Here is a 22,339-nt window from a genome sequence, read left to right on the forward strand (position 1 = left end):
GCTGGGAAGCTTTATGCAAATGATTGTTCCAACACTTTCCAGCCATAAAATTCTTTCTTCTTTGATTATTTTTTCTCGTATAAGTGCCTGAAATAAACGTTGAAAGATCCCTCTTCTTCCTGCCTGAAGATTCAGCAAATATGACTCTTCCAATTTAGGATCTTCGCTCCTAATGTAGGTTAAGATTTTGGCTTCTTCCTCTTCAAAAACCTGATTTTCTATCAGTCTCGCACTTTTTGGTTGTATCGTAATCACTTCTATTTCCCCTTTCCCATAGATCTCAATATCTCACTACACATTGATAATGATAATTATTATCAATCAGTTAACTCGAGTTTCATGTTAATTGATAATGATTCCCATTGTCAACTAACTTAAGTCCTAAAAATAAATTCTTAAAAATAATTAAACTGAAAGATATAGTAACGTAGAGGATATTAAGGTTACCCCCAACATTTTGACGTAAAACCCAAGACAATATTTTCATAAAATAAAAATTGATTTATTTCCCCCTTAAAACGAACATTTTGGAAATCATCTTATTCAACCAAAATTTAAGCTTTAACTTGGGAAATTTGATAAAAAGTTGATGGGATTACATTAAGAAAATATTTAAAAAAGGAGGGCAGAAGGGAATCGAAAAATCGAGGTATTACAAGCTAAATATCGCTTAAGAGAAAGGATAATTACTTTTCCATAACAAAAAAAGGGAAGATTTCCTACCTTATAGGCTGTACAAATGCTAAAATAAACCTTTAAGTTAAATTAAGGGCATCTGCGTAGTTGCAGCTGCCCTTTTTGGATTGTTACATTGATTTTTTATTTTTCAAATAAATTTTACAGAAGTGAAGCCCTCGACACTTTTTTGTTGTAATATTTTCGTATCCTTTACTAATGAAATGAATAAACCACAACTGTACTAGTAGATTTACCTCAATCCTCCTCAATAGGAATTATTTTCCCATTAAAACTCAATGAGCATACATATTGTGGGAAATAGTGTTGGTATACCGTTCAGCTCTATTGTGGATGGATCTATGAACACAGAATCCTGTGTAAATGAATGCTGCGAACAACATACGATGTGCGGAGTACCACATAATCCTTGCTGTATGCCAGGACCATTCGGATTTTAGTTTTCTAAAGCCCCCATTTGGGGGTTTTTGCATTTATTGCAAATTAAGCTCAACTAATCAGTTTTCGGTCAAATATCATAATTGTGCGACGTAAACGGAATTGGAAATATGATAAACTTTTTTTACCACTACTTTTTTTAATGGTCTATTTCTGCGATTTTTATTTTCAAAATACCAAAATTCAAGAAATTTATCCTATAATAATTTTGTTGTTTTATAAAAACTTTTATTAGGAGTTATCGGTATTATGACATGTTCAAATGATATATTACTTTTAAAAAATATAGACCAAATGAAGAAGAAAATGGTTGAAACTGCATTTAAGATAGGTTTTATTAGTCAAGAAACCATAAAATGCAGTCAAGAGTTAGATATTTTACTAAACCTGCATATGAAATCTTTTTCAAATAATCAAAAAAAGATTATTTAACGCCTCATGAATCAAAAAAATTAGTCAAGAGGTTCTTGGCTTTTATTTTTTTTATCTTTAAATCTGTTTTCTTTTTCTTTCATGAGGAATCATTTTTCAGTTCGCACTTTGAAGCAATTATGCATTACTAAATTATTAAGACACGATGATAACTTAAAAAGACACAATTCCTTGTACAAGAATTGCGCCCGATTGTGGAAGAATCGACAATATTATTAAACGCTTCTTGTCAAAATTAGCTTTTTACACCCACATGTTCAATTATTCGCTTCATTGCTTGAATCTGTCCCATATGGGCTGCTTCATGCATCAGTGTTACACACGCCAGTTCTCCAAAGGTTTTACATCCCAGGAATGGTGTTTCCAAGGTGTTGTTTAGCTGCTCAGCTGAAATTTGCTGAAGACGAGCTAATTGATCTTTTAGCTGTACCATAAGTTCATCCATAGTAGGTACATTTCCCGTCCAATCAGCTGGTTTCGTGCCATTACCGAACAATTCCATATAGTATGTGGGAAGATGGGTTGTTGCATGAGGAAAACCAAACATGGTTTGTTCAGTAACTGTCAAGACGTGACCCGTATGCCAATGAATTGTGTTATTGAAACCATCTGGCTGCACATCTGTTTGGTCCTTGGAAACAGACCTTACGATCTTGATGAAGTACTCTCTTGTCATTTCAAATTGCTTAAATACAAGTTCGTTCATCTCTTTCTCCTCCTTTCATATACAAACATCCATATTTTACCATATAAAAAGAGCGAAGATGGCCCTTTTCTGGAACAATTTATTGACATTAAATGTCAAATTTTTGATTTTGTTTTCCATAGTGGCTCCTGAAATCTGGAATTGTTTCCGTCCCCCTTAGCTCATAAGAAAACGGCTGCTACAACAGCCTCACCTTCTTAAATATAAGCACCCTATTGCGGAAGAACGTTTCAAAGACTCAATTGAAGAAAAGCCACCCGTTAAATAAAAACCTATCCTTAAGCCCACTCTTTTCCATGTTCACGAATAAATTTAATATCGTTTTGATAATGTTCAAGATGCCCTTCATCTATCATCTTTTGAAAAGCAATGTCACCATCACTGGCTTTTCTTGTAATTGTTTTACATAACCCTTCTAATCGTAGCAATACCATCTCCAAATAATCTTCTTCTATTCCCTCACCGTAAGATTCATAAAACAATCTAACTCTTTGTTTTATACGGTTAGCATGCTGTATTGATTTATAATAAACTTCCCGGGGCTTTCTCTCCTTTGTAAGCAGCCGCCCCTTGTCTTAACCTTTGTTGCCTTAAAGGCAACACTCTCAAGCCTTTAAGGCTTGTAGGTTAGTTACTTACTAAAAGCGTGAAGGTGACACTATCACTGCTATCCAGGCATTATGGAGACCGAGAAGTCACTAACAGTGAGCGATGAATCATGAATAATGTGCCAACTATTTGGATAACACATAAACAAAAGATGCATTGAAATGGGGATAAACATGGAAGTTAAAAGTTTGGATGATGATAAGGTTGTAATAGCAGGAGTGATAGGCGCTGTTTCAACATTTGTAGGAGAAATTACCTCATGGATATTACTTCGTTCAGGTTACGATAAGAAGTACACTTTATACCAATTAAACAGCCTAATGATTACTATTAAGGATAGGCCATCTGAATTAATTGGTTTGATCTAAATTTTGGGATTGGTTCTATGTTAGGAGCTATGATTTATCTTGCACTTAGAAAATGGGGGCATAGATATGTTGTCCTGATCTGTGGTGTAATCAGTCTATTTATGTGGTTTTTATGGGAGTTTCTTTTCACTATGTCTATTGAGGGAAAAACTATTCCTATAAGACCAGTGAGTAGTTATTATAGTCATTTAATTAGCTCTTTGGCATATGGAGTTTTTATGGGACTAATGTTAAAAAATTTCATTTTTAAAAAAATTAAGTAACTCAAGTTTCGCTTCCCATATGGAAAGACCTCTTACAAAAAAGTATGTATTAGCATTAAACAATCATCCACTATGGTCACGGGAGCTCTCTCCATTGACTATGTGTTCTGGACTAGAGGTAAGCGCGGACAGTTAATATTGAACTCTCTTTTTCGGCGCTTGTATTTAATATTGGGGATGGTGACTACACCTCCAATTGCCAGTTGAGAGACTAACAATTGGAGGGCAGTTGTTTTTTACTGAGCGACACATGGACCACAATTAAGATTCAAAGTAAGTTTTTGGCAAGTCATTCACTTCATATGCAGCATGTATTCCGGATTCGATTGCTCCTTGGATCCAACCGTGAGTAGTTGAGGTATGTTCGCCTGCAAAATGTACTCTTCCTTCGGGTGTGGAAATATAAGGGGTTAACTCTTTTACCTGTTCGTGTTTAAACAGCGTAAATGCTCCAGCAGAATACGGATATCGAACCCAACTGTGGCTCGTTCCTCCTTGAAAATCACTATAGACCTGTTTACCGTGGATCTCTGCTAAATTTTTTAAAACAAATTCCAAGCGATTATCCTGATTCAAACTATCCCATGGTATCGCATCATCTTCCCATGTATAACTGCCTAAAATGACACCTGTTCCTTGTGTACCGAGGCCGTGGCTGGGGTACTGAACATATTTAATCGGGAGGTCAGTAACAGTTTGCCCGCCATACAAACCTTGTTTCTCCCAGAACCTGTTTTTAAACTGGATCCCTGTCTTCGTAGACCCTGCATATTTTAGTTCCCGAATAGCCTTCCATTTATTTTCGGAAAATGAATCACGAGGCTCAATTTCTACAAATTGCAGTACTGAAAAAGGAATTGTCACAATCGCAAGATCTCCAGTAATTTGAAAAGGTTCTAAGATTCGATGGATAGAATGAACGGTTACTTGATTGTCGTGCTGTACAATTCTTTTTACATTTTGTCCGTAATAAATATTATCTTTCAATTGATTGGTAAATGCTTTAGGAAGCAGGTCGTTACCACCTGTTATTTCATAAAAATTTTCAGGGATTAACTGTTCACGTAATAGTTCCAAAAATGAAAGCTCAATAATTCCTTCCAGTGTAAGAATTACTTTAATCATTTCGATGGCTCCCGGAGATAATGTGACTCCGAATGGATTGTATCTCAAATAAGTATCCATCGAGTATTTATCCAATTCCCGAATGACCCAAGGCCAATTTCTTCTGGGGTTCTGGTTAATAAAATCGGTAACCGGTTTTATCGCTGATTGAATCAACTCCTTAGCTGTTTTACCTTTTTCATGCGGGAGAACGGGAAAGCGTAATATTTGAGAGTTCTGTTCGTACGCCTTTAATCGTGTTTTAACCCCTTTTACATAGATAAAATCGGCAGGAGTCGAATTGATAAACTTATTAACAGGGAGCTGGAATTTTTTTATATATTCCAAAGTCAATAAATGCGTACTGGGAATACGCATCGCACCAGCTTCAAGATACTGCTCATCCCTAAAATCCCCCCTTAATGTATATATCCGTCCTCCCATCCTATCAGCTGCTTCAATGACCGTTACATTGTGGCCGGCCTGCTTAAGCAGAGAGGCTGAGACCAGTCCTGCCATACCTGCACCAATAATAATGATCTTCTTGGGTATTTTGGTTTTTTCTAGTCCATTTCGTATGATTGACATCATATGATCAGAGGATAACCTCGGAAATACGTAATTTAACATGCTTTTCCTCCTCAAAATGGGATAGACCAGGAATTGAAATTTGGTCTACTGCCATTTTATTCAGCAAGAAAAGCGAATTAGGATAAATATTAAAATTATTATTCCACTAGCTCAGAATCTTTTCATAGTTCCGGATGGGTTGAACGTCCTTCAGGAAAAGCAATCAAAACCATTTTCTTATGTGATTATTTACATTTTGAGGAAGTGCGTAGAGAAATTCATGAAGGATTAAATACTGTTGAACAATGGAATTCCGTTAACAGCTATATTTTTTATGGAAAAAACAGTGAAATTCGTTTCAATTCTCTAGATGATCAAGAGGTGTCTACATTATCACTTCAATTACTTCAAAACTGCCTAGTTTACATCAATACTTTAATGGTTCAAGAGATTCTTTATCATAACAACCGGTATTGGCTAAAGAAAATGACTCCTGAAGACTTTAGGGGATTAACGCCTTTATTCTATAACCATGTAAATCCTTATGGAACCTTTCGACTTAATATGGAACAGCGAATCCCTATTAAGTTGAAAGTGTCATAGCTTTCATCATTTTGATCGGAAAGCCAGCTAATATTTTATCATGATATTAGCTGGTGTTTGCAATGAACACTTAGATGCAAAAAGACTGCAATCCTTACTAAAGAAAAGCGCCCGATTACGGAAGATAGTTTTATTGGATGTTGGTGCACTTTTCCCCCTAAATCCCCCTTTAATTAAACAAGAATGCTCTGAATTTATAGAATAAATTTTAAATTATTTACAAATGTTAAAACTATCTATTTTTTAAAAGGGGGAACTGTAATGATTACTAACGAAGAAATAATGCAAAAATCTGATGCATTGAATAATCTAATCTTAACCAAATGGCTTAATCAAGAGTTCCTTACATTTGAATGGTTTTTTACGCTGTTTGTAGTGCTTGTTTGTTATTTATTATTTTTTTATCTTGTAGACAAAAAACGAATAGTGGAGATTTTGTTATATGGTTCTTTGGTGGCAGTGGCATTTGTAGTTTACGATTCAATTGGAATGTTTTTTGGTTTTTGGGCAGTAAAAATTTCTATATCTCCTGTTTATCCGAATTTTTTCGGAAGTAGCTTAACGATTGCACCATTAATTGCTATGATTTTATACCAGTACAAGTCTCCTTGGAATAGTTTTTTGCGTTGGAGCATACTGTTTTCAGGTTTATTTATAATTGGATATTATGGCTTCTTACTATCCAATATGGGAATTTTTGTTTACCTAAAGCCTTATGCAAATATAATTGACCTTTGTTCTTTTTTATCTGTTATTATTGTCCCTCGTGGAATTATGATCTTACTTCTGAAAAAAGAAGCACAAAAGGGAAATATAAGCGCGGAAAATTCATTATCAAAACTTATATACAAACAGATTCAAAGAAATAATAATTAAAATAGTCAGTGCGCTTTATAAAACGGCTTTTTAGTTTTAAGTTCAATTCTTTACAATATTCACATTAACAAACATCCAGTTTTTTTAAAAAGTCTTATTCAAGAAAATGGCCCGTTTGTTGAAAAATAAAATAATCACCTTAATTTATAAAGCCTTTGCTTTCGTTGAGCAAAGGCTTTTTTGACGAGTTCTTCTATTATTATATAATGGTACTTTTCAATTCTGATTTTAACTCCTTAACTAACTTATGAAATGTTTCTTTTTAACCCCTATTCTTTGCATGGCCTTCACAGCTGTCATCTCTCCGATTTTCCATCATTGATGCCCTAACACCGAGCTTTTAATTCGATTGGAGCATCTTCAGCCCAAAGGATAAGTAAGCTTTATAATTCATAACAAAAAAACATCTCTAATAGAATTAAAATTTAGGCATAGCATAACAGCATCCGCCAAATCACTATAGGAATCTCGCAAATACCTTGCCGTGGTTGAAATATTACTGTGACCGGCGAGTCTCCTCACCTTTTCAATGTCATTATTAGTAGCTCTTAACATCCATTTACAAAATGTATGGCGAAACATATGCGGTGTTATTTTTTTCCGCGGTAAGCTGTAACTTTCAATCATAGTCTGGATCCCACGGACAGTAAATTTTGGTGATCGCTGGCTGTAGAACAAATAAGGCGACTCTTCTACATGCTCTTTCTTGTTCGACATTTCTGCTCTAAAAATTAACCTCGTACAGTTCCTGCCACAAGGTATTGGACATAGGAACCGTCCGAAGCTTCCGTCCTTTCCCCAGAATTCGAATACGTCTTAACTCCAAGTCAAGATCGGTTAACTTTAAGTTTGATAGTTCATTCACCCTCAAACCAGCGTACGTCAATAAATACATAACCGCTCGATCCCGGCGGTATTTTTCTTCGGGATTCACCCCTCTGCTTTTGACCGGTGTCTTTCTCACTCGATGTAAAAGTTCTTCAAACTCTTCTTCTGTGAGCCACATGATTTTTTCGTGATCTTCATCGGCAGATTTAATCATTGATTTCTACCATTGGATTATGTTGCAGATTGCTACTTTTTTGCGCCCACGAATAAAAACTGCGTAATGAGTTTAACCGGCGATTGATTGTCGTAATAGCCAATGGCTTTCTATCCTTTGGATGCAACATGCCATTGATCCATTTTCTTACATCCGTTGCCGTCACAAAATGATCTGGCTGTATATGTAAATCATCTCTAAAAATCAGGATATCCTTCCGATAGGAAATAATGGTTTTTGGGGACTTATCCTACCAAAAACAAACATTATATGACGAGTATAACATAGGATTTTAATAGTTTGAACGAATATAATGTATATTAAATAATTAGTTAATCGATAGATCACTAGTGATTAAAATCAAGATGGATTCCTACACTCATGGTATCGACGTTATTATTCGCTAATTGGTCTTTGACAACAACTATTAACCTATCGGAATAACATGGTACGGTACTCCAATTAAAATGGAGATGATTATTTTACTACTAATATTCGTACACCTAAAAAAATAAAGGAATCCTAATATATTCTTTAACCAAAGATATTATAGGGGCACCATTTAAATACGAAAACTGGTTGTAGTTATTCACCAACCAGTTTCTTTACTAATACATCTTATTAATTTCAGTTAACTATCATCATTTTCTTGTACGACATCTTTTGTTCACTGTAAATAATCAGTGTTTCAGATTGCCGAAATAGGAATAGCTTCTCCTTTTGGTATAGGTGGTTTAACGTTAGCAGGAATACCTGGTTTGTAACTTACTCCTTTTTTACTTGCTATGAATTCGGCTTTTGCTTTTTCAAGAATACCATCTTGATTCAGTAGCAATTCGTAAGCAGATAATGCCATTACTTTTGCTGCATGATGCATTCCCTTCATGCCGATTGATGAACCAAATGAAGCTGTAGCCTGCCAGGTGTGTAATTGAACTCCAAGTGGTGCGCAAGTGGTCATTATTTGTCCCATCGGAACAATCCAAGATACATCTCCTACATCGGACGATCCACCCATGGTTAAACCGAAATGTTTCATATCGTGATAGAAGCTTGTATCGAGTATTTTGTTTGCATTCCCACTCATGAGATGATTTTTAGCTCCTGCCAACACAGAAGGATCAACCGTTTGAAGAATTTCTTCAGCAAACTTCTCTTCCTCTTTGGTAAAAGTGAATGGTCCTGCTGCTTCCGCTTGCATATACATAAGCTCATTCAAAGTTTCGTTTGGCAGTGTTTCGTAGCATCCAGATTTGATTTCCCAGCTTACAGAAGTTTCTGTCATCATAGCTGCCCCTTGAGCAACTTTTATTAACCTTTCCTTTAATTCCTCCACCTGTTTGCGGTCAGCTCCACGCAAAAAATAATAAACACTAGCCTTATCTGGTACGACATTGGGTGCCATCCCCCCATTTGTAATCTGATAGTGGATTCGGGTACCATCAAGAACATGCTCCCGTAAATAGTTAGCACCGACATTCATTAACTCTACTGCGTCTAGTGCACTGCGGCCAAGATGTGGAGCAGCACCAGCGTGGGAAGTTCTCCCAGAGAAATAAAATTCGATTGCAGTTAATGCCTGCATACGGAAATTTGCTGTTATATTGGCCGTTCCAGGGTGCCATGTAAGGGCGCAATCCAAATCGTCAAATACGCCAGCCCTTGCCATAAACGTTTTTCCAGAGAGCAGTTCTTCTGCAGGGCACCCATAGTATCGAATGGTTCCAGGTAGCATTTCTGCGTCCATTCTTTCCTTAAGAGTAATCACAGCATTTACCCCGGCTGTTCCAAGCAAGTTGTGTCCACAGCCATGTCCTGGTCCATTTGAAACCACTGGGTTAATATTTGGAGTGACTTTTTGAGATAATCCTGGTAGGGCATCAAATTCTCCAAGAATACCTATGACTGGTTTTCCTTTTCCGTATTGTGCAACAAATGCGGTTGGCACATCACCTATCCCAGAAGTAACCTCAAACCCTGCTTCTTCTAAAGTCTTGATTTGCAAGCTAGATGCAAAAGTTTCATTATAGCCTAATTCAGGATGTTCCCAAATTTGTTTGGCCAAATCTGTAAATTTAGCTTCATTCTCATCCATCCATTTAGTAATGTTCGATTTTCCCATTTCTCCTCACCCTTTTCTTTAATTATTAATTCAATCCTGCGATCACTCAGTTTACTGTTTCTGCGGTAGAATAATCTGTTGCTGTTTGTTTATTTTTAGCTGATGGTAAGAAACAAGTAAGAACTGCAGCGACTAGGCAGCATATAGTTAAGAACAAGAACGCACTTTTGTAAGACCCTCCTGACGAAGCGATAAGGGCACCCATGATCATCGGGGAAAAAATACCTGCAGCTTGCCCTCCCAAATTTATTATGCCAAATGCGGTACCCACTACCTTCTGTTCCATAACCCGGTGTGGCAGTGTAAAGATAAAGCTCATAATAAATGACATAAAAGTAAAAGCAATGCACTGATACATAATCACCTGGAAAACACTGGATGAAGATGACATTAGATAAAGAGAAGCTCCCATAATAATAATTCCAGTTATTACTCCATATTTTGCATTCGAACCAACCTTATTAATGATTCTTCCACTAATAATCATCCCTATTGTCATGAACAAGGAGGGGATCGCACTGATTAACCCAACTGATTTAAGATCGATTCCAAGCCCCTGCATCAAGTATGAAGGCATCCAGGAAATAAGACCCCAGCTTGTAATATTGATAAAAAAGAAGATTAATAGAACCCTCCATAAATAGGAATTGCGGAGTAGCTCTGCATACTCTTTTCTACTAGGCTTATTTGCTATGTCAGAATTAGAGTAATTCCCAGCTTGCCTAGTGGATATGAGGAACCAGATCACAAAGATAATACCTAATAGGCCGATTAACAAAAACACGTTCCGCCAACCAAATGCGACTAGTAGTGGAGCACACATAATCGGTGCAAGAGCAGCACCAAATGCATTTGAAGACATCATCGTTGATTGAGCTTTCGTCCTTTTATCTGCGGGAAAATAATCAGATATTGCTTTAGTACTTGCTGCAGGATATCCCCCTTCACCGATTCCAAAAAGAAATCGAATAAGAATTAACGAAGTAAGGGACCACGCAAGTCCAGACAATGCAGTAAATACCGACCAGGCCAAAACAGCTATCACGATGACTTTTCGTGATCCAAAACGGTCTGCAAGCCAGCCACCTGGAATCTGCATTAATGCATACCCCATGAAGAAGGCACTTAGTACAATCCCTAATTTGGACGCATCAAGTGATAAATCTTCTCCGATTTGTACAATTGCAAGACTTATAACCGTTCTGTCAATGTACGATATAATCCAGCCAAAATAGAGAATTAATAAAATCAATTTGCTCTTTGAATTGTTAGCGCTTTCCCCCAACATAAAAACCTCCTTTTTTATTGAATGTTTATAAATAAAATATAAATAAACAAGCACTTATTGTCATTGTCGAAATATACATTATATTCAGAATTCTGTTGTGAATTTCCACAATATATAAGATAATGAATGAAGAATTGTACAATCATTAATTAAAGGAGTAAGTTAAGGGGGATTAACATGGAACAGAAAGGAATGACAATGGGGAGATTTGATGGTACCTTGACATACCATGTTTGGGTGTTGGCTTGCACAGAAGAGTGGGGCCACTTATGTAAGGACCCACTCACCGATATGGAGGAGACCCTTTTTTCAAATGAAGATTTATGGCCGAATTCATCCTGTATAGAAAGTAATAACTATGCCACATGCTACAATCCCGAGACTGGTAGCCAATTGTTTGAGTTTGCAACAGAAGTTCCTGAATCAACTTTGGTTCGTGCTTGCATACATTCTGGTAGGACGTTATCTCAATTCGAGTGTAATTATTTTGTGTTGCAAGTCCATAATTTGCTGCTTCAACAAACATTTGAGCGATATTGGCAAGAGAATGATGCATGGCTAGATGGCTTGCATTCGCTAACTTCCATGCTTGAGTTGGATGAGCTGTTACACAATATCATGCACAACGTATTGATTGCTATTCCATCGGTGGACCGTGGATTTCTAATGCTTTATGACGTTGAGACACAAAAGCTTACCCCTAAAGCAAGTGTTGGATTGGGATCGTCTATCTATGATTTCAAGACCGACTTAGGGGAAGGTATTGGAGGAAAGGTTTACCAGGATGGAGTCGGCCGTATCTTCAATCCTGAACAAGGATTGGAAGCTATATCTAATATTCAGGCAAACAATATGAAAAGTTTAATGGCTGCACTGGGAAATACAAATATAAATTCCAATATATTTGCTATGGCTGTTCCAGTAAGGATGAACGAGGAAAAGATTGGTGTGATGATTGTTCATCAGATTACTAAAAAACGAAAGTTGACTAACGCTGATTTACGCCGGTTGCAGGGTTTTGCTGATCAGGCAGCAATTGCCATTACGAATGCAAGACTTTTCTCAGATCTAAGGGAAACAAATGAATATTTAGTTAAACGAAACCATATTCATGAAGTTTTTACTAAACTCTCTTTAAAGGATTCTGACTTGATAATGGTTGCAAAAACAGTTGAACGGATGATCAACCTCCCTGTTTCTCTTTTCGATATAACAAAAAATGAATGGTATCCACATTACACTCCGCTTTCAAAGAAGCTAATGGATACAGATTTATTAAATGGATGGGAAAACTCTTTAGATTCATTGACAGTTACTACTAATGAAACTCCTGTTCATTTGTATCCCATTGTAAATGAGGGGGTTCCAATCGGTTACTTTGTGGTGGAGCTCAAGCGGCTGCTCCGTCCTCTTGATACTGTAGTGCTAGAGCAGGGGAGTGCTGTGGTTGCGCTAAAAATGGTTAATACCTATTCCATGACAGATATGTACTATAAACAATGCTATGAATTCTTTAATGAACTTCTCCAATATAAAGAGCCAAATCTACTAACTTCTAAATCAAGTGATTTTGGTCTTTCTCCAGACAAACTATTCTTTGTCACCGTAATGCAATTGAGTGGGCGGGCACAAGTCGTCAAGAAACAAGAAACATACCAGAGAAAGCTAATTGCCGCTCTACATAATGAATTGGTCTCTTTACAGTATCTTCTATTTGGTTTTCAGGATAAAGTGACAATCATTATGAATGCCACTTCTGAGTCCCAACAGGAAGTTGTGATCCGAAAATTAAAAAAGGTGGTAAATTCATGGACAAATAAGGATGCTCCAGTCCTTATGGGGGGGATAGGGACGCCTTACCCGGGTCTCGAAAATGTTGCAAGAAGTTTTGAAGAAGCGAATAAATCATTAGCCTATATCTTAAATCGTGGAACTCCTGACATTATCAGTTATGAAAGTATTGGCATTAACCGATTGTTTATCAATCAGCAGGCTGAGGATATTAAACCATTTATTCAAGATGTGTTCGAGCCACTCCAATCTCCTAAGGCCCAGTCAAGTGATCTGGAGTTGACACTGAGAACTTACATTGATGCCAATCGATCTATACCCGAAACGGCAGCACGTCTGCATATTCATCAAAATACACTCTACCATCGAATAAGAAAAATCGAGGAAATACTCGCAGTCAATCTAAACGATTCTAGTGATTGGCTTAAATTGCTCCTAGCTTGTCATCTTAGTGATTTGTACTGAAATTCTCATCCTAGTACAATAGCAAATGAAGGTTTAGGATGAGATTGGGGTAGAGGTCTGCTTTTCTCATGGGTATTTGCCAGCACAATTCTGATCCAGTCATACAAACCATCTAAAAGGCGGCTGTTAAGCTGCCATCCATACATGAAGATGGCAGGAGCAATAATGCCTATCTTTACAGAAATAGCCATTGAAGCCATAGCCCTTACGCTCTCAGGGTTGGCCTCGTGTCATCAATTGATAAACAATAGACAGTTTATTGTTTGGTTATCAGGACTAAGATATACATCTGAAGAGTGTTTACCATCATTAACTGATGATTCTACCTGTTAAGTCTTATTACGTTAAATGTCCCTTTGAAGAATACAGAACTTCTACTTATATCTTCAATCTTAAATTTTATTTATGACTCTAAGTTATGAAACCTTTCAATACCTTGGTAATTCATTACTATAAAAAAATGTGTCAATTCTTAAGAGAAAAGGTTATTGCATATCAAACTACAAAAGAATTTTCATTCAAGGAGAAGTTAATAGAAGATGGTTTACGAGTGGAAGTAACACCATCATGGTTACTTAGTGATAAACGTAAAGAAATTGAGGCTAATCAGCCGTTTACAGTCATTCGTAAGCAAGAGCCTATCCTTTTCCCTGTCGAGCCTTCTGAAAGCGTTACAGAACCTTCCGAAAGCAATGTAAACAATCAATCTAATAAAGTGGATTTTGAAACAGAGAGAAAGAAAACAGGTGAATCAATAAACATTGAAATCGGTGGTAAAATATTAGAGTATAAATTGGAGCCATTAAAAAACAACCCAATCAAACCAAATGAGATTGAAAATAAATTTGATGAAGAAGAACAAACAAAATTGAGAATTATTCAAACCTTTAACGCTGATCCATACCGAGAGCCAGTTAAAGTTGAAGGTAAAGAAGAAAGACTAAAACAACTTTACGAACAAATTGAATATTTAAAAGCACAAGGATACAGATAATATAGTTTTAAAGAGTGTTGCAGAACAGCAATCGTTCAGCTGCACTCTTTTTTGTTTGCCAAGCTAAATGATTTATTACTAGAAAAAAGAAGAATTTGTTTAATTACTAGTGGTCTTTTAGTTATAGTAAAAATGTTAAAAGTCCTTATGTAACAAGGTTTTACAATTGACCACAGTGGTCAATATGACCTAATATAATTAGGTAAGGTTGAGATAATCCTTTCCCACACACACAATATTATTGAAATCGGAAGGGGATAGGAAAATGGAAACAGTAACCGAATGGTGTTCAAGTTGTGAGAATGGAAGTAGAACTACAAACAAAGTTTCAAAGACAAATTTGTCCTAGTTGCAAAATTGAGATTCTTCCATGCGCTCAATGTGAAAGACAAAAATAACGGGGTTCTGAACGTATATAATGAATATTATATATGCTTAGTTAAAAAGTATAAGGAAGCAATACTTGGATGGATATTCAAGCAAGGTGCATTACGTTAAGGTACTTTAAGGCAATTTTACGAACCATCTTGTTTCTTTGATTTCTTAAATAAAAAATACAGATAAGTAGCCCATTTTATTACGAATCCGCCCATCACTAGAAAAAGAAAGAACCAAGTATTTACGAAATGAGAATAAATTCAATCAAACATAAACCCACCTCAACATGTTCTTTCTTTGGTTTGAATGCTAATGTTCAGCACTATCAAAACCCCGACGCATGGTGCGAGTCAGAGAGGTATAGACTAGGTTAATAAAAGGCGGTTACAAAAAAGAGCATCTATCTTAAAACAGATAATGCTCTTTAATTTATATGTATTATTTTATTTAAAAAGTTTAGGAAGCCTTGCGCTCTTTAGCGTTCTTTAGTTCCCTTAAGCTTTCTTTGATTAACTCTCTTTGTTCCTCGGTAATAATAAAATCCGTAAGACGATCCTCAAAATGAGCAATACGTCTTTCCAACTCCCCTATAGTAAGGTTATTAGTATTCTTCATAAACCCACCAACTCCTCTTATTATAATTTATATATAATTAATATTCTTCATAAAATCCTCCAAAGCCGCCATTGGCAGCTGGATATTCAAGTAAAGGAAGCTATCCAAAATCTATTCTTCAAGTGGAAGTTCCATTCGAAATCCTTTTAATCCCAGGATCCCGTATTTAATTTGCCCATTGTTTCAGAACTTGTTCTTGTGCTATACGATAAACTTCTTCTTCTGTTTGGTTTTTGGTAGCTATTACGTTGGTTTGATAAACTTTATCTTTATGTGTTACATAGATTGTATACTTGTACATTTTGTTCTATCTCCTTTATATAATTCTAATAATTCTCACTTTTTGTTCATTCCACTTCTCTAATAAATCCAATTTCATTTAGTTATCCCTATAAATGTTTTTTAACTTTTTTTATTTTACAAATAAAATGAAAGTGATTAAAGCTAAAAAAAAGGTCAAGATTTGACAAATTCTCAACTTAACGAAAATTAATATACTCACTAGCAACGGTAATGACTGGCAAAGTCAATAAAATCAACAAACTTTTTATGATTCTAATCTCTTATGTATTTTGTTACACTTCTTAGAATGAAGAAAAATGTCGAAATATAAAACTAAAAAAGGCCGGCTCCTTATACCAATCTTAAATTACCTTTTTGTTTTAATCCTTCAAACTAAATTTCCCCAAATTAAAAAAACCACCTTTGCTAAGATGAATTTCTTACTTATTTAGTAAACTAACGCACCCGAGTTGAACAAGCTCCATTTCTTCTATTGCACATTATGTTCGTTTTGTTCACTTTTGTTTAGCCTTTAATCGTTTTAATTTTCTTTTATGGGTTCTTATAGCTGTTTCCGTATCTTTTATACTTGTTGTAACCACTCCATTGCTTTCTACTACCACCAAATTATTAATTCCGCCTTGAAAGTTTTTATAGGAAATATACATAAATATCATCCTTCCATTATGAATAATATTTGTCTTTCCTTAATTTATTTTTTTCAGGTATTACATCTGGTTACTTACGATAATTCTAGCCTTTATTTTTTTAGTTTAGATTAAAAAGTCGTAAAGTTTTCTTTAATTATTGCCGAATAGACCACTCTAAAATGTGCTCAATAGTTGTAAATTACGACATTAAAAAATTATATTTTCCTCCTGTTCTTCCACTAACCTGCTCAGTTTGTTAAAAGTGAATTAAAAATGTTTTAACAAAGTAAAAATAAAAAAGAGTAGCTTTTTACATAACGGGTTCTGTTTTGAAGTACAAAATGTCAATTAACAAGCTAATTAACAATATAATACGCATCTTAATTAGCACAACATTTAACAACAAAAAAACAGGGGAATCAGAATAACGGGTTTCCTTTTGAGGTGCAAACATTGCAAATCACATCCTATTTTTTGTCACTAATATCAATGCAATTCTCAATGGAATACTCAGAGTAAATAACATCAATAAACGCAAAGAAGGGATAGCTTAATGGCTATCCCTTAAATTCTCTATCGACTCCCGTTAGTTAAATAAATTTGTTGTCTGTTTTTAATGAATGTCTTCGTCGCTTTTGTACTCCAAAATATCACCTGGCTGACAATCCAAAGTCTTACATATCGCTTCTAATGTTGAAAAACGAACCGCTTTTGCTTTCCCATTTTTCAGAATGGAAAGATTCGCCATAGTAATTCCAACCCTCTCCGAAAGCTCCGTTACGCTCATTTTTCGTTTTGCTAACATCACATCAATATTAATAATAATTGCCATATTCTCCACCTCAGACCGTCAAATCATTTTCTGATTTTATGTTAATCGCTTCTTGTAAAAGTCTTTGGAGAACAGCAGCAAAAACGGCGATAACCATAGAGGCGAAAATAATGACCAATCCGATTGGTATGATACTTGGAGGGTCAACTCTTTCCGCCATGAGATAGTAGAGTGGCATACCTAGCAGGTACAAGGTACTAATCGTGATGGCACAGTATTTTATATTCTTTAAAGCCTTTACCGATAATTCCGAGAACGCTTGGTTCTTATCAATATAGCTTAAAAGTTTAAAAGTTTGATACAGAGCAAAGTAAAAAGGTATCGCTGCCGCGTACATATCGATTAAAACGAGAGATTTCATATAAGCAATATCTGGATACAATTCTCCAGCAAAATTCCCGATCTTAGGCACCAAAAATATGCACAAAGCAAGCACTGCAATTCCAGCCAGAAAAATAATTACCTTTAAGAAAGTGGTTGAACCTCGTTTAACATTCATTTAAAACACCTCACTTATTTAATGACAACATGATTTTAACACACATTTTATCGTTTCACAATAAACTAATATTGCTTTTAATTATATTATTATTGTTATTGATATATCCTTTTATTTTTGTCAAAATTAAAAAGCATTTCTCATTACAAAGAAATGCTCTTACTTTAAGAGGAAACGGGTACAATGCTGTCCACAGCACAGATGGGAGCCATAATAACTTCTTCAACACCCGCGTTTATGGTTATTTTTGCTCGCTTACTTCTTAAAGAACGATTGACGTTAAAAAAGGGGCTTTCCGTTTGTCTAGCGACTATTGGGGTTTTTCTCATTGTCGGAATCGGAGATGTGGATTTATCCAGTAAACTTGGTGGTATTGCACTGCTTATTGCTGCTTTAACGTGGGCACTTATGTCTGTACTTGTAAAGCGTTTGCCGAGTGACTATTCACAAATTGTGGTAACCACCTATTCCATCTTGGTAGCCCTAATCGTGTTGACCCCTTTTGTTTTGCCACGATTACACACTATTAATATTTCTGAATTGACTCACCCGACAATTTGGGGAGGACTCTTTTATTTGGGTATTGTCTCAACAGCAGGTGGATTCCTACTTTGAAATCGCGGTTTACAAATGCTTAACGCCTCAAGTGGGGGGATATTTTTCTTCTTTCAACCCGTGGTTGGAACATTACTTGGGTGGCTTATTCTAGGAGAGAATATAGGTGTAACCTTTTGGATAGGTTCCATCCTAATTCTTGCTGGTGTTTTATTCGTTATGATTGAGAAAAAATAACATTTAAGAACCCCTTTAATTGTATTTGAAGGGGTTTCAGAGTGTAGACAAACCCCTTTTTCAAAAAGTTATCTGAAGAAAAAGGGGTTTTGTTTCTTTTTTAGTTAAATATTTGGTTATTATCCTGAGAAAAAATACCATATATTGATGATTTATTAACTATAAAAGCCGTTCTCAACATTTGAGAACGGCTTTTATAGTATTGATTTATGCTTGAATTATTTAGAAGTCTTCTTTTGTTTTTTATCACAGCAAGTGCATTGTCCGTACAAAGTTGATACTTTCTCATTCTCAAAATGCTCAATTGTGTTATTGCAAATTTGGCAAATGATAGTTCCCATTAGAAAAACTCCCTTTTGTTTGAATTTTATAAGATAGACAATTCTAATTTCTTAAAATGTAAGCGTTTTTTATTCGTTGATATTATAATAGTATGTCACATTTGGTTTGTCAATAATAAATTGTATAACACATTTAAAGAGATACTGTCGATTTTTAGGGAAATTATAAATTTAAGGTTCTGGTGTAGAATTTCAGCTAACTGGAAATTAATCTATAAATCTTGGACATACTGATATTATCAGTCTAAAAAAGGGTGTGTATCGGTATACAAAAAGGATCCTTCAAGTTGAAGATCCTTTTTGTATACCGATTTAATTAAGCTAGCTTTTCAATTCCTTTTCCAGATGAAAAAGAAAACATAAAGCATTCCCATCAAAAGATATATACTAATAAAAGAAGAAATTAATCTCTTAATTAACCCTATTTCTATTCCATTAGTCAGTATTGTAAATAAGGTTCTGGTGCAAATACAATAAAAGTTTAAAAAAATGAATAGATTCCTTTCGGAATCCTACCTTATGCTGTAAGTCCGAACAACTGATGTATAAATTCTTTCTGGTTTTTGACAGACTTCTCCCGTAAGAAAACTTGCTTCTTTTGAAGCATATGCATCGCTTCCATACCACTCAATATCTTTTTGGCAGTTCGAAGCGATTTCAATCCTAGCATAGAACGAACTCGCTTCTTTATAAAGCGATGGTCTTGCTCAATGATATTATTTAAGTACTTCTGTTGGGTTCTGGTGCAAATATACTTGTTAAAAACATAGAATCTCAATACCCTTTTCATCTATGAATTATGATGCTACTCCAAATAATTTATGTATGAATTCAACCTCGCTGTGGACAGACTTCACCCCTTGTAGAAGTTGTCCTTTTTTAAGCATATGCATCACCTCCACTCCACAGATGATCTGTTTGGCTGTTCGAAACGTTTTTAATCCTAGCATAGAACGGACTCGCTTTTTTATAAAGCGGTGATCTTTCTCCACTATGTTATTCAAGTACTTCTGTTGTCTAAGTTGCATACCGTCAGGTATGCTTTTCTCTTTTTTCAACTCTTCAATGGCTATAGGATAAGCCGGATTCTTATCGACTGTAATGACTTATCAAAAAAATTGATACCATGCTCAAGGGCTTTTTCAATAATAGGACGACTGCGCTCTTCATCTAGTACCCATTGATGCATCCCTCGTTCTGGGATACCAAAACTCATACAGCCAAGACAAAGCCGGGATACATCCAAGCCAGTGTTTCCAAGTTTTACATAATCCATATTAATCCTCCTCAATTTTAAAAGATGAAAAATAAATCTATTAATTGGTGCTAGAAATTCATGTATCAGACTATTTACATTATGCAACAAATCAAAAAGGAATCGTTATCCCATTCGTATCAAGTTTTTGCATAATCCTATCACATCCGATTAGTGCTCCTTCTACCTGTATGCAAAGTAGAAGCTTCGCTTCTACCTACTTATAAGAATTAGCAGCTAACAATCTTTAAGAGTTGTGTTCAGATCCGCGTACCTCAAATTTTTCACCGGGTGCAAGAACATGTAATCGACGTTCCCATTCACTGATTCTTGGAGCAAGTTCCATTGGGTTACCATTTAGAGCCTCAATTTCAGTGTCATAAGTGCCATAGTGGTATGGAATTAATTGTGCATGTGAGAGTTTATTGGCGATAGTTGCAGCTTCTGGACCTAGATGGTACTCGTCTCTTGATACGTCGAGCAACAATACGTCGATCCCCGTCATCTCAAGATGTTCAGGTAGTAGGCGGGTATCCCCTGTGCACCAAATTGTGCCGTCAGGGGTTTTAATAAGGAAACCACAGCAATCATTTGGTCCCCATGGTTGCCCATATTTTTCCGGGTTCTTTTCTTGCCATGGATGTTCAGCTGGGGTCGTTGTTATTTCTATCTGTCCAATTTTAAAGGTTTCCCCTATTCCAATGGTTTTTGTTTGTTCGACCGGTACTCCTAGCGACTCTATATTTTTGACAACAGGAAGAGTCCCATAAAACAACGCATCCTTTTCTGCTAAAGCAAGGGGTGTATATTTTCCAACATGGTCGCTGTCTCCATGAGTGTATATGACGGCATCTAGACGAGGCACGTCTTTTGCCTCGATTGGCAACGGAACGCGCATCCGAAGTCCAATTTCAACAGTGTCCGTTTTTTCTTTATCCATTGCAATAACAGGATCAATCATAACATTGGTTCCGCGTGAATGGATTAGAAAACCAGCACCAGAAAGCCAGCATACGAATGTATCAGTGGATTTGGCAAACGCTTCTGATTCAAGAGGTTGTGTAGGGGGTGCACCAGCGTTATGTTTAGATTCAGATAAGCTCAATATTTTCATCTCCTAATTGTTTAATTTGTTTAATGATTCTTTTGTATGTCTTTTTAATTTTCTTTCTTTCTATTACCCACTCTATTTCGGTTTTTGCTTATGGTGAGTTTGTTACATCTAACTATACAACAAATAATAAAGAAACCCTTATCCCATTCGTATCAAGTTTTTGCCTAATCCTATCCCTACCATTTACACAATCGACAAATATACGATAGAATAAGACTATCGAAGATGAAGGAAAAAGGAGAATCAGATATGTCTGAGAGAATTTTCAAACTGCAGCATGAACTTGCCAAACTCATTGATCATCATACAGAGCAGGACGGTGTTCATTCGACTGCAATCCCATCTTTATTTTTAATCCGTGAATCAATCGCTACCGAACCAATTGCTAGAGTCAACGAGACATCCTTTTGCATTATCCTCCAAGGGGAGAAGGAGGTATTGTTGGGAGAGGAGCGCTTTCGGTATGGTCCTGCCAATTACATTGTGGCATCCGTTGACTTGCCTGTTACGGGGCATGTTATCAAAGCTTCTTCTGAAGAACCGTATTTGGCTCTCAAACTTGAATTTACACCGAGTCAAATCTTAGAGGTCTTAAATGATTCTCAAACTCGGGTTGGACAGAAAAAAAATGCCAAACGAGCGATGTTTGTCAGCAAAGCAGACCCTTCTCTATTGGATGCGGTAGTCAGGTTAGCCCTTCTACTAGAAAATCCGAAACATATTCAGGTACTTGCTCCTTTATTCACGAAGGAAATTCTCTATTGGGTTCTTCAAAGTCCGCATGGGGAGGCACTGGAGCAAATGGCAATAGAAGGTAGCAACGGAAATCGAATAAGAGACGTTATTGAACATATCATCAATAACTATGATAGGTCTTTTAAAATCGAGGAGCTTGCGGAAATAGCGAATATGAGTGTTGCTTCACTCCATCGGCATTTTAAGGAGGTTACGGCTATGAGCCCGATTCAGTTCCAAAAACAACTGAGACTCCAGGAAGCTAGGCACCTGTTATTAGCCGATTCAACAGATATTGCTGATGTCGCATTCCGTGTAGGATACGAAAGCCAATCACAATTCAGTCGAGAATATTCCCGCATGTTTGGTTTACCACCAAGAGAAGATATGAATCGAATGAGAGAAAAACACGAACAAAGAATCAACGCTTGAAAGTTATAGAAAAAAGCCAATCTTCAAATGAAGTGACCCCGTAAAGT

19 protein-coding genes and 7 pseudogenes are annotated in these 22,339 nt (G+C 36.1%); 8 read left to right on the forward strand and 18 right to left on the reverse strand.

Going from position 1 to position 22,339, the window contains the following annotated elements; all coding sequences use genetic code 11:
- On the reverse strand, nucleotides 1-255 hold a 255-nt coding region (locus tag J7E67_RS18610; RefSeq protein WP_214732569.1), incomplete at its 3' end, for a hypothetical protein.
- Between the two features lie 1,128 nt (nucleotides 256-1,383).
- Here J7E67_RS18610 and J7E67_RS18615 point away from each other — a divergent pair.
- Entirely contained in the window at nucleotides 1,384-1,566 is a 183-nt protein-coding gene (locus tag J7E67_RS18615; protein ID WP_214717476.1) for an aspartyl-phosphate phosphatase Spo0E family protein, read from the forward strand.
- Nucleotides 1,567-1,801: 235 nt separating this feature from the next.
- Here J7E67_RS18615 and J7E67_RS18620 read toward each other — a convergent pair whose 3' ends face one another.
- Nucleotides 1,802-2,272 carry a DinB family protein gene (locus J7E67_RS18620; RefSeq protein ID WP_214732570.1) on the reverse strand — a complete coding sequence of 157 codons (471 nt, stop codon included), beginning with the start codon at nucleotides 2,270-2,272 and terminating at the stop codon, nucleotides 1,802-1,804.
- A gap of 278 nt (nucleotides 2,273-2,550) precedes the next feature.
- A pseudogene (locus J7E67_RS18625) lies at nucleotides 2,551-2,805 on the reverse strand (aminoglycoside phosphotransferase); the annotation flags it as partial.
- A gap of 237 nt (nucleotides 2,806-3,042) precedes the next feature.
- Here J7E67_RS18625 and J7E67_RS18630 point away from each other — a divergent pair.
- Nucleotides 3,043-3,249, forward strand: coding sequence for a hypothetical protein (locus J7E67_RS18630; RefSeq protein ID WP_214717474.1), 207 nt, complete (start codon nucleotides 3,043-3,045; stop codon nucleotides 3,247-3,249).
- 524 nt (nucleotides 3,250-3,773) lie between these two features.
- Here J7E67_RS18630 and J7E67_RS18635 read toward each other — a convergent pair.
- Complete coding sequence (locus J7E67_RS18635) at nucleotides 3,774-5,246, reverse strand: flavin monoamine oxidase family protein (protein WP_214732571.1); 1,473 nt, start codon at nucleotides 5,244-5,246, stop codon at nucleotides 3,774-3,776.
- A 153-nt stretch (nucleotides 5,247-5,399) separates the two neighbouring features.
- Here J7E67_RS18635 and J7E67_RS18640 point away from each other — a divergent pair.
- Together J7E67_RS18640 and J7E67_RS18645 are read left to right on the forward strand one after the other, a co-directional pair.
- Nucleotides 5,400-5,789: pseudogene (locus J7E67_RS18640) on the forward strand (Tn3 family transposase); the annotation flags it as partial.
- A gap of 261 nt (nucleotides 5,790-6,050) precedes the next feature.
- Entirely contained in the window at nucleotides 6,051-6,665 is a 615-nt protein-coding gene (locus J7E67_RS18645) for a hypothetical protein (protein ID WP_214717472.1), read from the forward strand.
- Between the two features lie 418 nt (nucleotides 6,666-7,083).
- On the opposite strand, the pseudogene J7E67_RS18650 reads toward J7E67_RS18645, so the two are convergent.
- The 3 genes and pseudogenes from J7E67_RS18650 to J7E67_RS18660 all read right to left on the reverse strand — a co-directional run bounded on the left by J7E67_RS18650 (nucleotide 7,084) and on the right by J7E67_RS18660 (nucleotide 11,117).
- A pseudogene (locus J7E67_RS18650) lies at nucleotides 7,084-7,939 on the reverse strand (tyrosine-type recombinase/integrase).
- A gap of 456 nt (nucleotides 7,940-8,395) precedes the next feature.
- Nucleotides 8,396-9,829 carry an amidohydrolase gene (locus J7E67_RS18655; RefSeq protein WP_214732572.1) on the reverse strand — a complete coding sequence of 478 codons (1,434 nt, stop codon included), beginning with the start codon at nucleotides 9,827-9,829 and terminating at the stop codon, nucleotides 8,396-8,398.
- A 46-nt stretch (nucleotides 9,830-9,875) separates the two neighbouring features.
- A complete protein-coding gene (locus J7E67_RS18660; protein ID WP_214732573.1) occupies nucleotides 9,876-11,117 on the reverse strand; it encodes an MFS transporter in 1,242 nt (413 codons plus the stop codon).
- A gap of 177 nt (nucleotides 11,118-11,294) precedes the next feature.
- On the opposite strand from J7E67_RS18660, the gene J7E67_RS18665 reads away from it, so the two are divergent.
- A complete protein-coding gene (locus J7E67_RS18665) occupies nucleotides 11,295-13,373 on the forward strand; it encodes a helix-turn-helix domain-containing protein (protein ID WP_214732574.1) in 2,079 nt (692 codons plus the stop codon).
- Nucleotides 13,374-13,378: 5 nt separating this feature from the next.
- Here the strand turns inward: J7E67_RS18665 and J7E67_RS18670 are convergent, their stop codons facing one another.
- A complete protein-coding gene (locus J7E67_RS18670) occupies nucleotides 13,379-13,573 on the reverse strand; it encodes a hypothetical protein (protein ID WP_214732575.1) in 195 nt (64 codons plus the stop codon).
- 218 nt (nucleotides 13,574-13,791) lie between these two features.
- On the opposite strand from J7E67_RS18670, the gene J7E67_RS18675 reads away from it, so the two are divergent.
- Nucleotides 13,792-14,367, forward strand: coding sequence for a hypothetical protein (locus J7E67_RS18675; protein WP_214732576.1), 576 nt, complete (start codon nucleotides 13,792-13,794; stop codon nucleotides 14,365-14,367).
- An 834-nt stretch (nucleotides 14,368-15,201) separates the two neighbouring features.
- Here the strand turns inward: J7E67_RS18675 and J7E67_RS18680 are convergent.
- The 5 genes from J7E67_RS18680 to J7E67_RS18700 all read right to left on the reverse strand — a co-directional run bounded on the left by J7E67_RS18680 (nucleotide 15,202) and on the right by J7E67_RS18700 (nucleotide 17,623).
- Nucleotides 15,202-15,360: a hypothetical protein gene (locus J7E67_RS18680; RefSeq protein WP_214717464.1), complete on the reverse strand. Its 159-nt coding sequence runs from the start codon at nucleotides 15,358-15,360 to the stop codon at nucleotides 15,202-15,204.
- A 166-nt stretch (nucleotides 15,361-15,526) separates the two neighbouring features.
- Nucleotides 15,527-15,661: a BA3454 family stress response protein gene (locus J7E67_RS18685; protein WP_214717463.1), complete on the reverse strand. Its 135-nt coding sequence runs from the start codon at nucleotides 15,659-15,661 to the stop codon at nucleotides 15,527-15,529.
- 496 nt (nucleotides 15,662-16,157) lie between these two features.
- Nucleotides 16,158-16,310, reverse strand: coding sequence for a hypothetical protein (locus J7E67_RS18690; protein WP_168243671.1), 153 nt, complete (start codon nucleotides 16,308-16,310; stop codon nucleotides 16,158-16,160).
- Between the two features lie 595 nt (nucleotides 16,311-16,905).
- A complete protein-coding gene (locus tag J7E67_RS18695) occupies nucleotides 16,906-17,124 on the reverse strand; it encodes a helix-turn-helix domain-containing protein (RefSeq protein WP_214717458.1) in 219 nt (72 codons plus the stop codon).
- A 10-nt stretch (nucleotides 17,125-17,134) separates the two neighbouring features.
- Nucleotides 17,135-17,623: a DUF2975 domain-containing protein gene (locus J7E67_RS18700; RefSeq protein WP_214732577.1), complete on the reverse strand. Its 489-nt coding sequence runs from the start codon at nucleotides 17,621-17,623 to the stop codon at nucleotides 17,135-17,137.
- A 168-nt stretch (nucleotides 17,624-17,791) separates the two neighbouring features.
- Between J7E67_RS18700 and J7E67_RS18705 the strand changes: the two are divergent.
- Nucleotides 17,792-18,415 (forward strand): annotated as a pseudogene (locus J7E67_RS18705) (DMT family transporter); the annotation flags it as partial.
- A 218-nt stretch (nucleotides 18,416-18,633) separates the two neighbouring features.
- Here the strand turns inward: J7E67_RS18705 and J7E67_RS18710 are convergent.
- The 5 genes and pseudogenes from J7E67_RS18710 to J7E67_RS18730 all read right to left on the reverse strand — a co-directional run bounded on the left by J7E67_RS18710 (nucleotide 18,634) and on the right by J7E67_RS18730 (nucleotide 21,116).
- Nucleotides 18,634-18,756, reverse strand: a complete 123-nt coding sequence (locus J7E67_RS18710) for a GapA-binding peptide SR1P (RefSeq protein ID WP_214717457.1) — start codon at nucleotides 18,754-18,756, stop codon at nucleotides 18,634-18,636.
- 517 nt (nucleotides 18,757-19,273) lie between these two features.
- Nucleotides 19,274-19,492 (reverse strand): annotated as a pseudogene (locus J7E67_RS18715) (DDE-type integrase/transposase/recombinase); the annotation flags it as partial.
- A 61-nt stretch (nucleotides 19,493-19,553) separates the two neighbouring features.
- Nucleotides 19,554-19,862: pseudogene (locus J7E67_RS18720) on the reverse strand (DDE-type integrase/transposase/recombinase); the annotation flags it as partial.
- A gap of 2 nt (nucleotides 19,863-19,864) precedes the next feature.
- A pseudogene (locus J7E67_RS18725) lies at nucleotides 19,865-20,032 on the reverse strand (aldo/keto reductase); the annotation flags it as partial.
- Nucleotides 20,033-20,258: 226 nt separating this feature from the next.
- The gene (locus tag J7E67_RS18730; protein WP_214732578.1) at nucleotides 20,259-21,116 is read right to left on the reverse strand and encodes an MBL fold metallo-hydrolase; all 858 of its coding nucleotides are present in this window, start codon (nucleotides 21,114-21,116) and stop codon (nucleotides 20,259-20,261) included.
- A gap of 258 nt (nucleotides 21,117-21,374) precedes the next feature.
- On the opposite strand from J7E67_RS18730, the gene J7E67_RS18735 reads away from it, so the two are divergent.
- Nucleotides 21,375-22,292 (forward strand): AraC family transcriptional regulator, encoded by a 918-nt coding sequence (locus J7E67_RS18735; RefSeq protein ID WP_214717455.1) that lies wholly within the window; start codon nucleotides 21,375-21,377, stop codon nucleotides 22,290-22,292.
- The last annotated feature ends 47 nt before the right edge of the window (nucleotides 22,293-22,339 follow it).

The sequence above is a fragment of the Bacillus sp. ISL-46 genome, from assembly GCF_018613205.1.

Excerpts from the sequence above, each read along its gene's own strand:
- J7E67_RS18615 (WP_214717476.1), top strand. The coding sequence starts at position 1,384 with ATGACATGTTCAAATGATATATTACTTTTAAAAAATATAGACCAAATG.
- J7E67_RS18620 (WP_214732570.1), bottom strand. The coding sequence starts at position 2,272 with ATGAACGAACTTGTATTTAAGCAATTTGAAATGACAAGAGAGTACTTC.
- J7E67_RS18630 (WP_214717474.1), top strand. The coding sequence starts at position 3,043 with ATGGGGATAAACATGGAAGTTAAAAGTTTGGATGATGATAAGGTTGTA.
- J7E67_RS18635 (WP_214732571.1), bottom strand. The coding sequence starts at position 5,246 with ATGTTAAATTACGTATTTCCGAGGTTATCCTCTGATCATATGATGTCA.
- J7E67_RS18645 (WP_214717472.1), top strand. The coding sequence starts at position 6,051 with ATGATTACTAACGAAGAAATAATGCAAAAATCTGATGCATTGAATAAT.
- J7E67_RS18655 (WP_214732572.1), bottom strand. The coding sequence starts at position 9,829 with ATGGGAAAATCGAACATTACTAAATGGATGGATGAGAATGAAGCTAAA.
- J7E67_RS18660 (WP_214732573.1), bottom strand. The coding sequence starts at position 11,117 with ATGTTGGGGGAAAGCGCTAACAATTCAAAGAGCAAATTGATTTTATTA.
- J7E67_RS18665 (WP_214732574.1), top strand. The coding sequence starts at position 11,295 with ATGGAACAGAAAGGAATGACAATGGGGAGATTTGATGGTACCTTGACA.
- J7E67_RS18670 (WP_214732575.1), bottom strand. The coding sequence starts at position 13,573 with ATGGCTTCAATGGCTATTTCTGTAAAGATAGGCATTATTGCTCCTGCC.
- J7E67_RS18675 (WP_214732576.1), top strand. The coding sequence starts at position 13,792 with ATGAAACCTTTCAATACCTTGGTAATTCATTACTATAAAAAAATGTGT.
- J7E67_RS18680 (WP_214717464.1), bottom strand. The coding sequence starts at position 15,360 with ATGAAGAATACTAATAACCTTACTATAGGGGAGTTGGAAAGACGTATT.
- J7E67_RS18685 (WP_214717463.1), bottom strand. The coding sequence starts at position 15,661 with ATGTACAAGTATACAATCTATGTAACACATAAAGATAAAGTTTATCAA.
- J7E67_RS18690 (WP_168243671.1), bottom strand. The coding sequence starts at position 16,310 with ATGTATATTTCCTATAAAAACTTTCAAGGCGGAATTAATAATTTGGTG.
- J7E67_RS18695 (WP_214717458.1), bottom strand. The coding sequence starts at position 17,124 with ATGGCAATTATTATTAATATTGATGTGATGTTAGCAAAACGAAAAATG.
- J7E67_RS18700 (WP_214732577.1), bottom strand. The coding sequence starts at position 17,623 with ATGAATGTTAAACGAGGTTCAACCACTTTCTTAAAGGTAATTATTTTT.
- J7E67_RS18710 (WP_214717457.1), bottom strand. The coding sequence starts at position 18,756 with ATGGGAACTATCATTTGCCAAATTTGCAATAACACAATTGAGCATTTT.
- J7E67_RS18735 (WP_214717455.1), top strand. The coding sequence starts at position 21,375 with ATGTCTGAGAGAATTTTCAAACTGCAGCATGAACTTGCCAAACTCATT.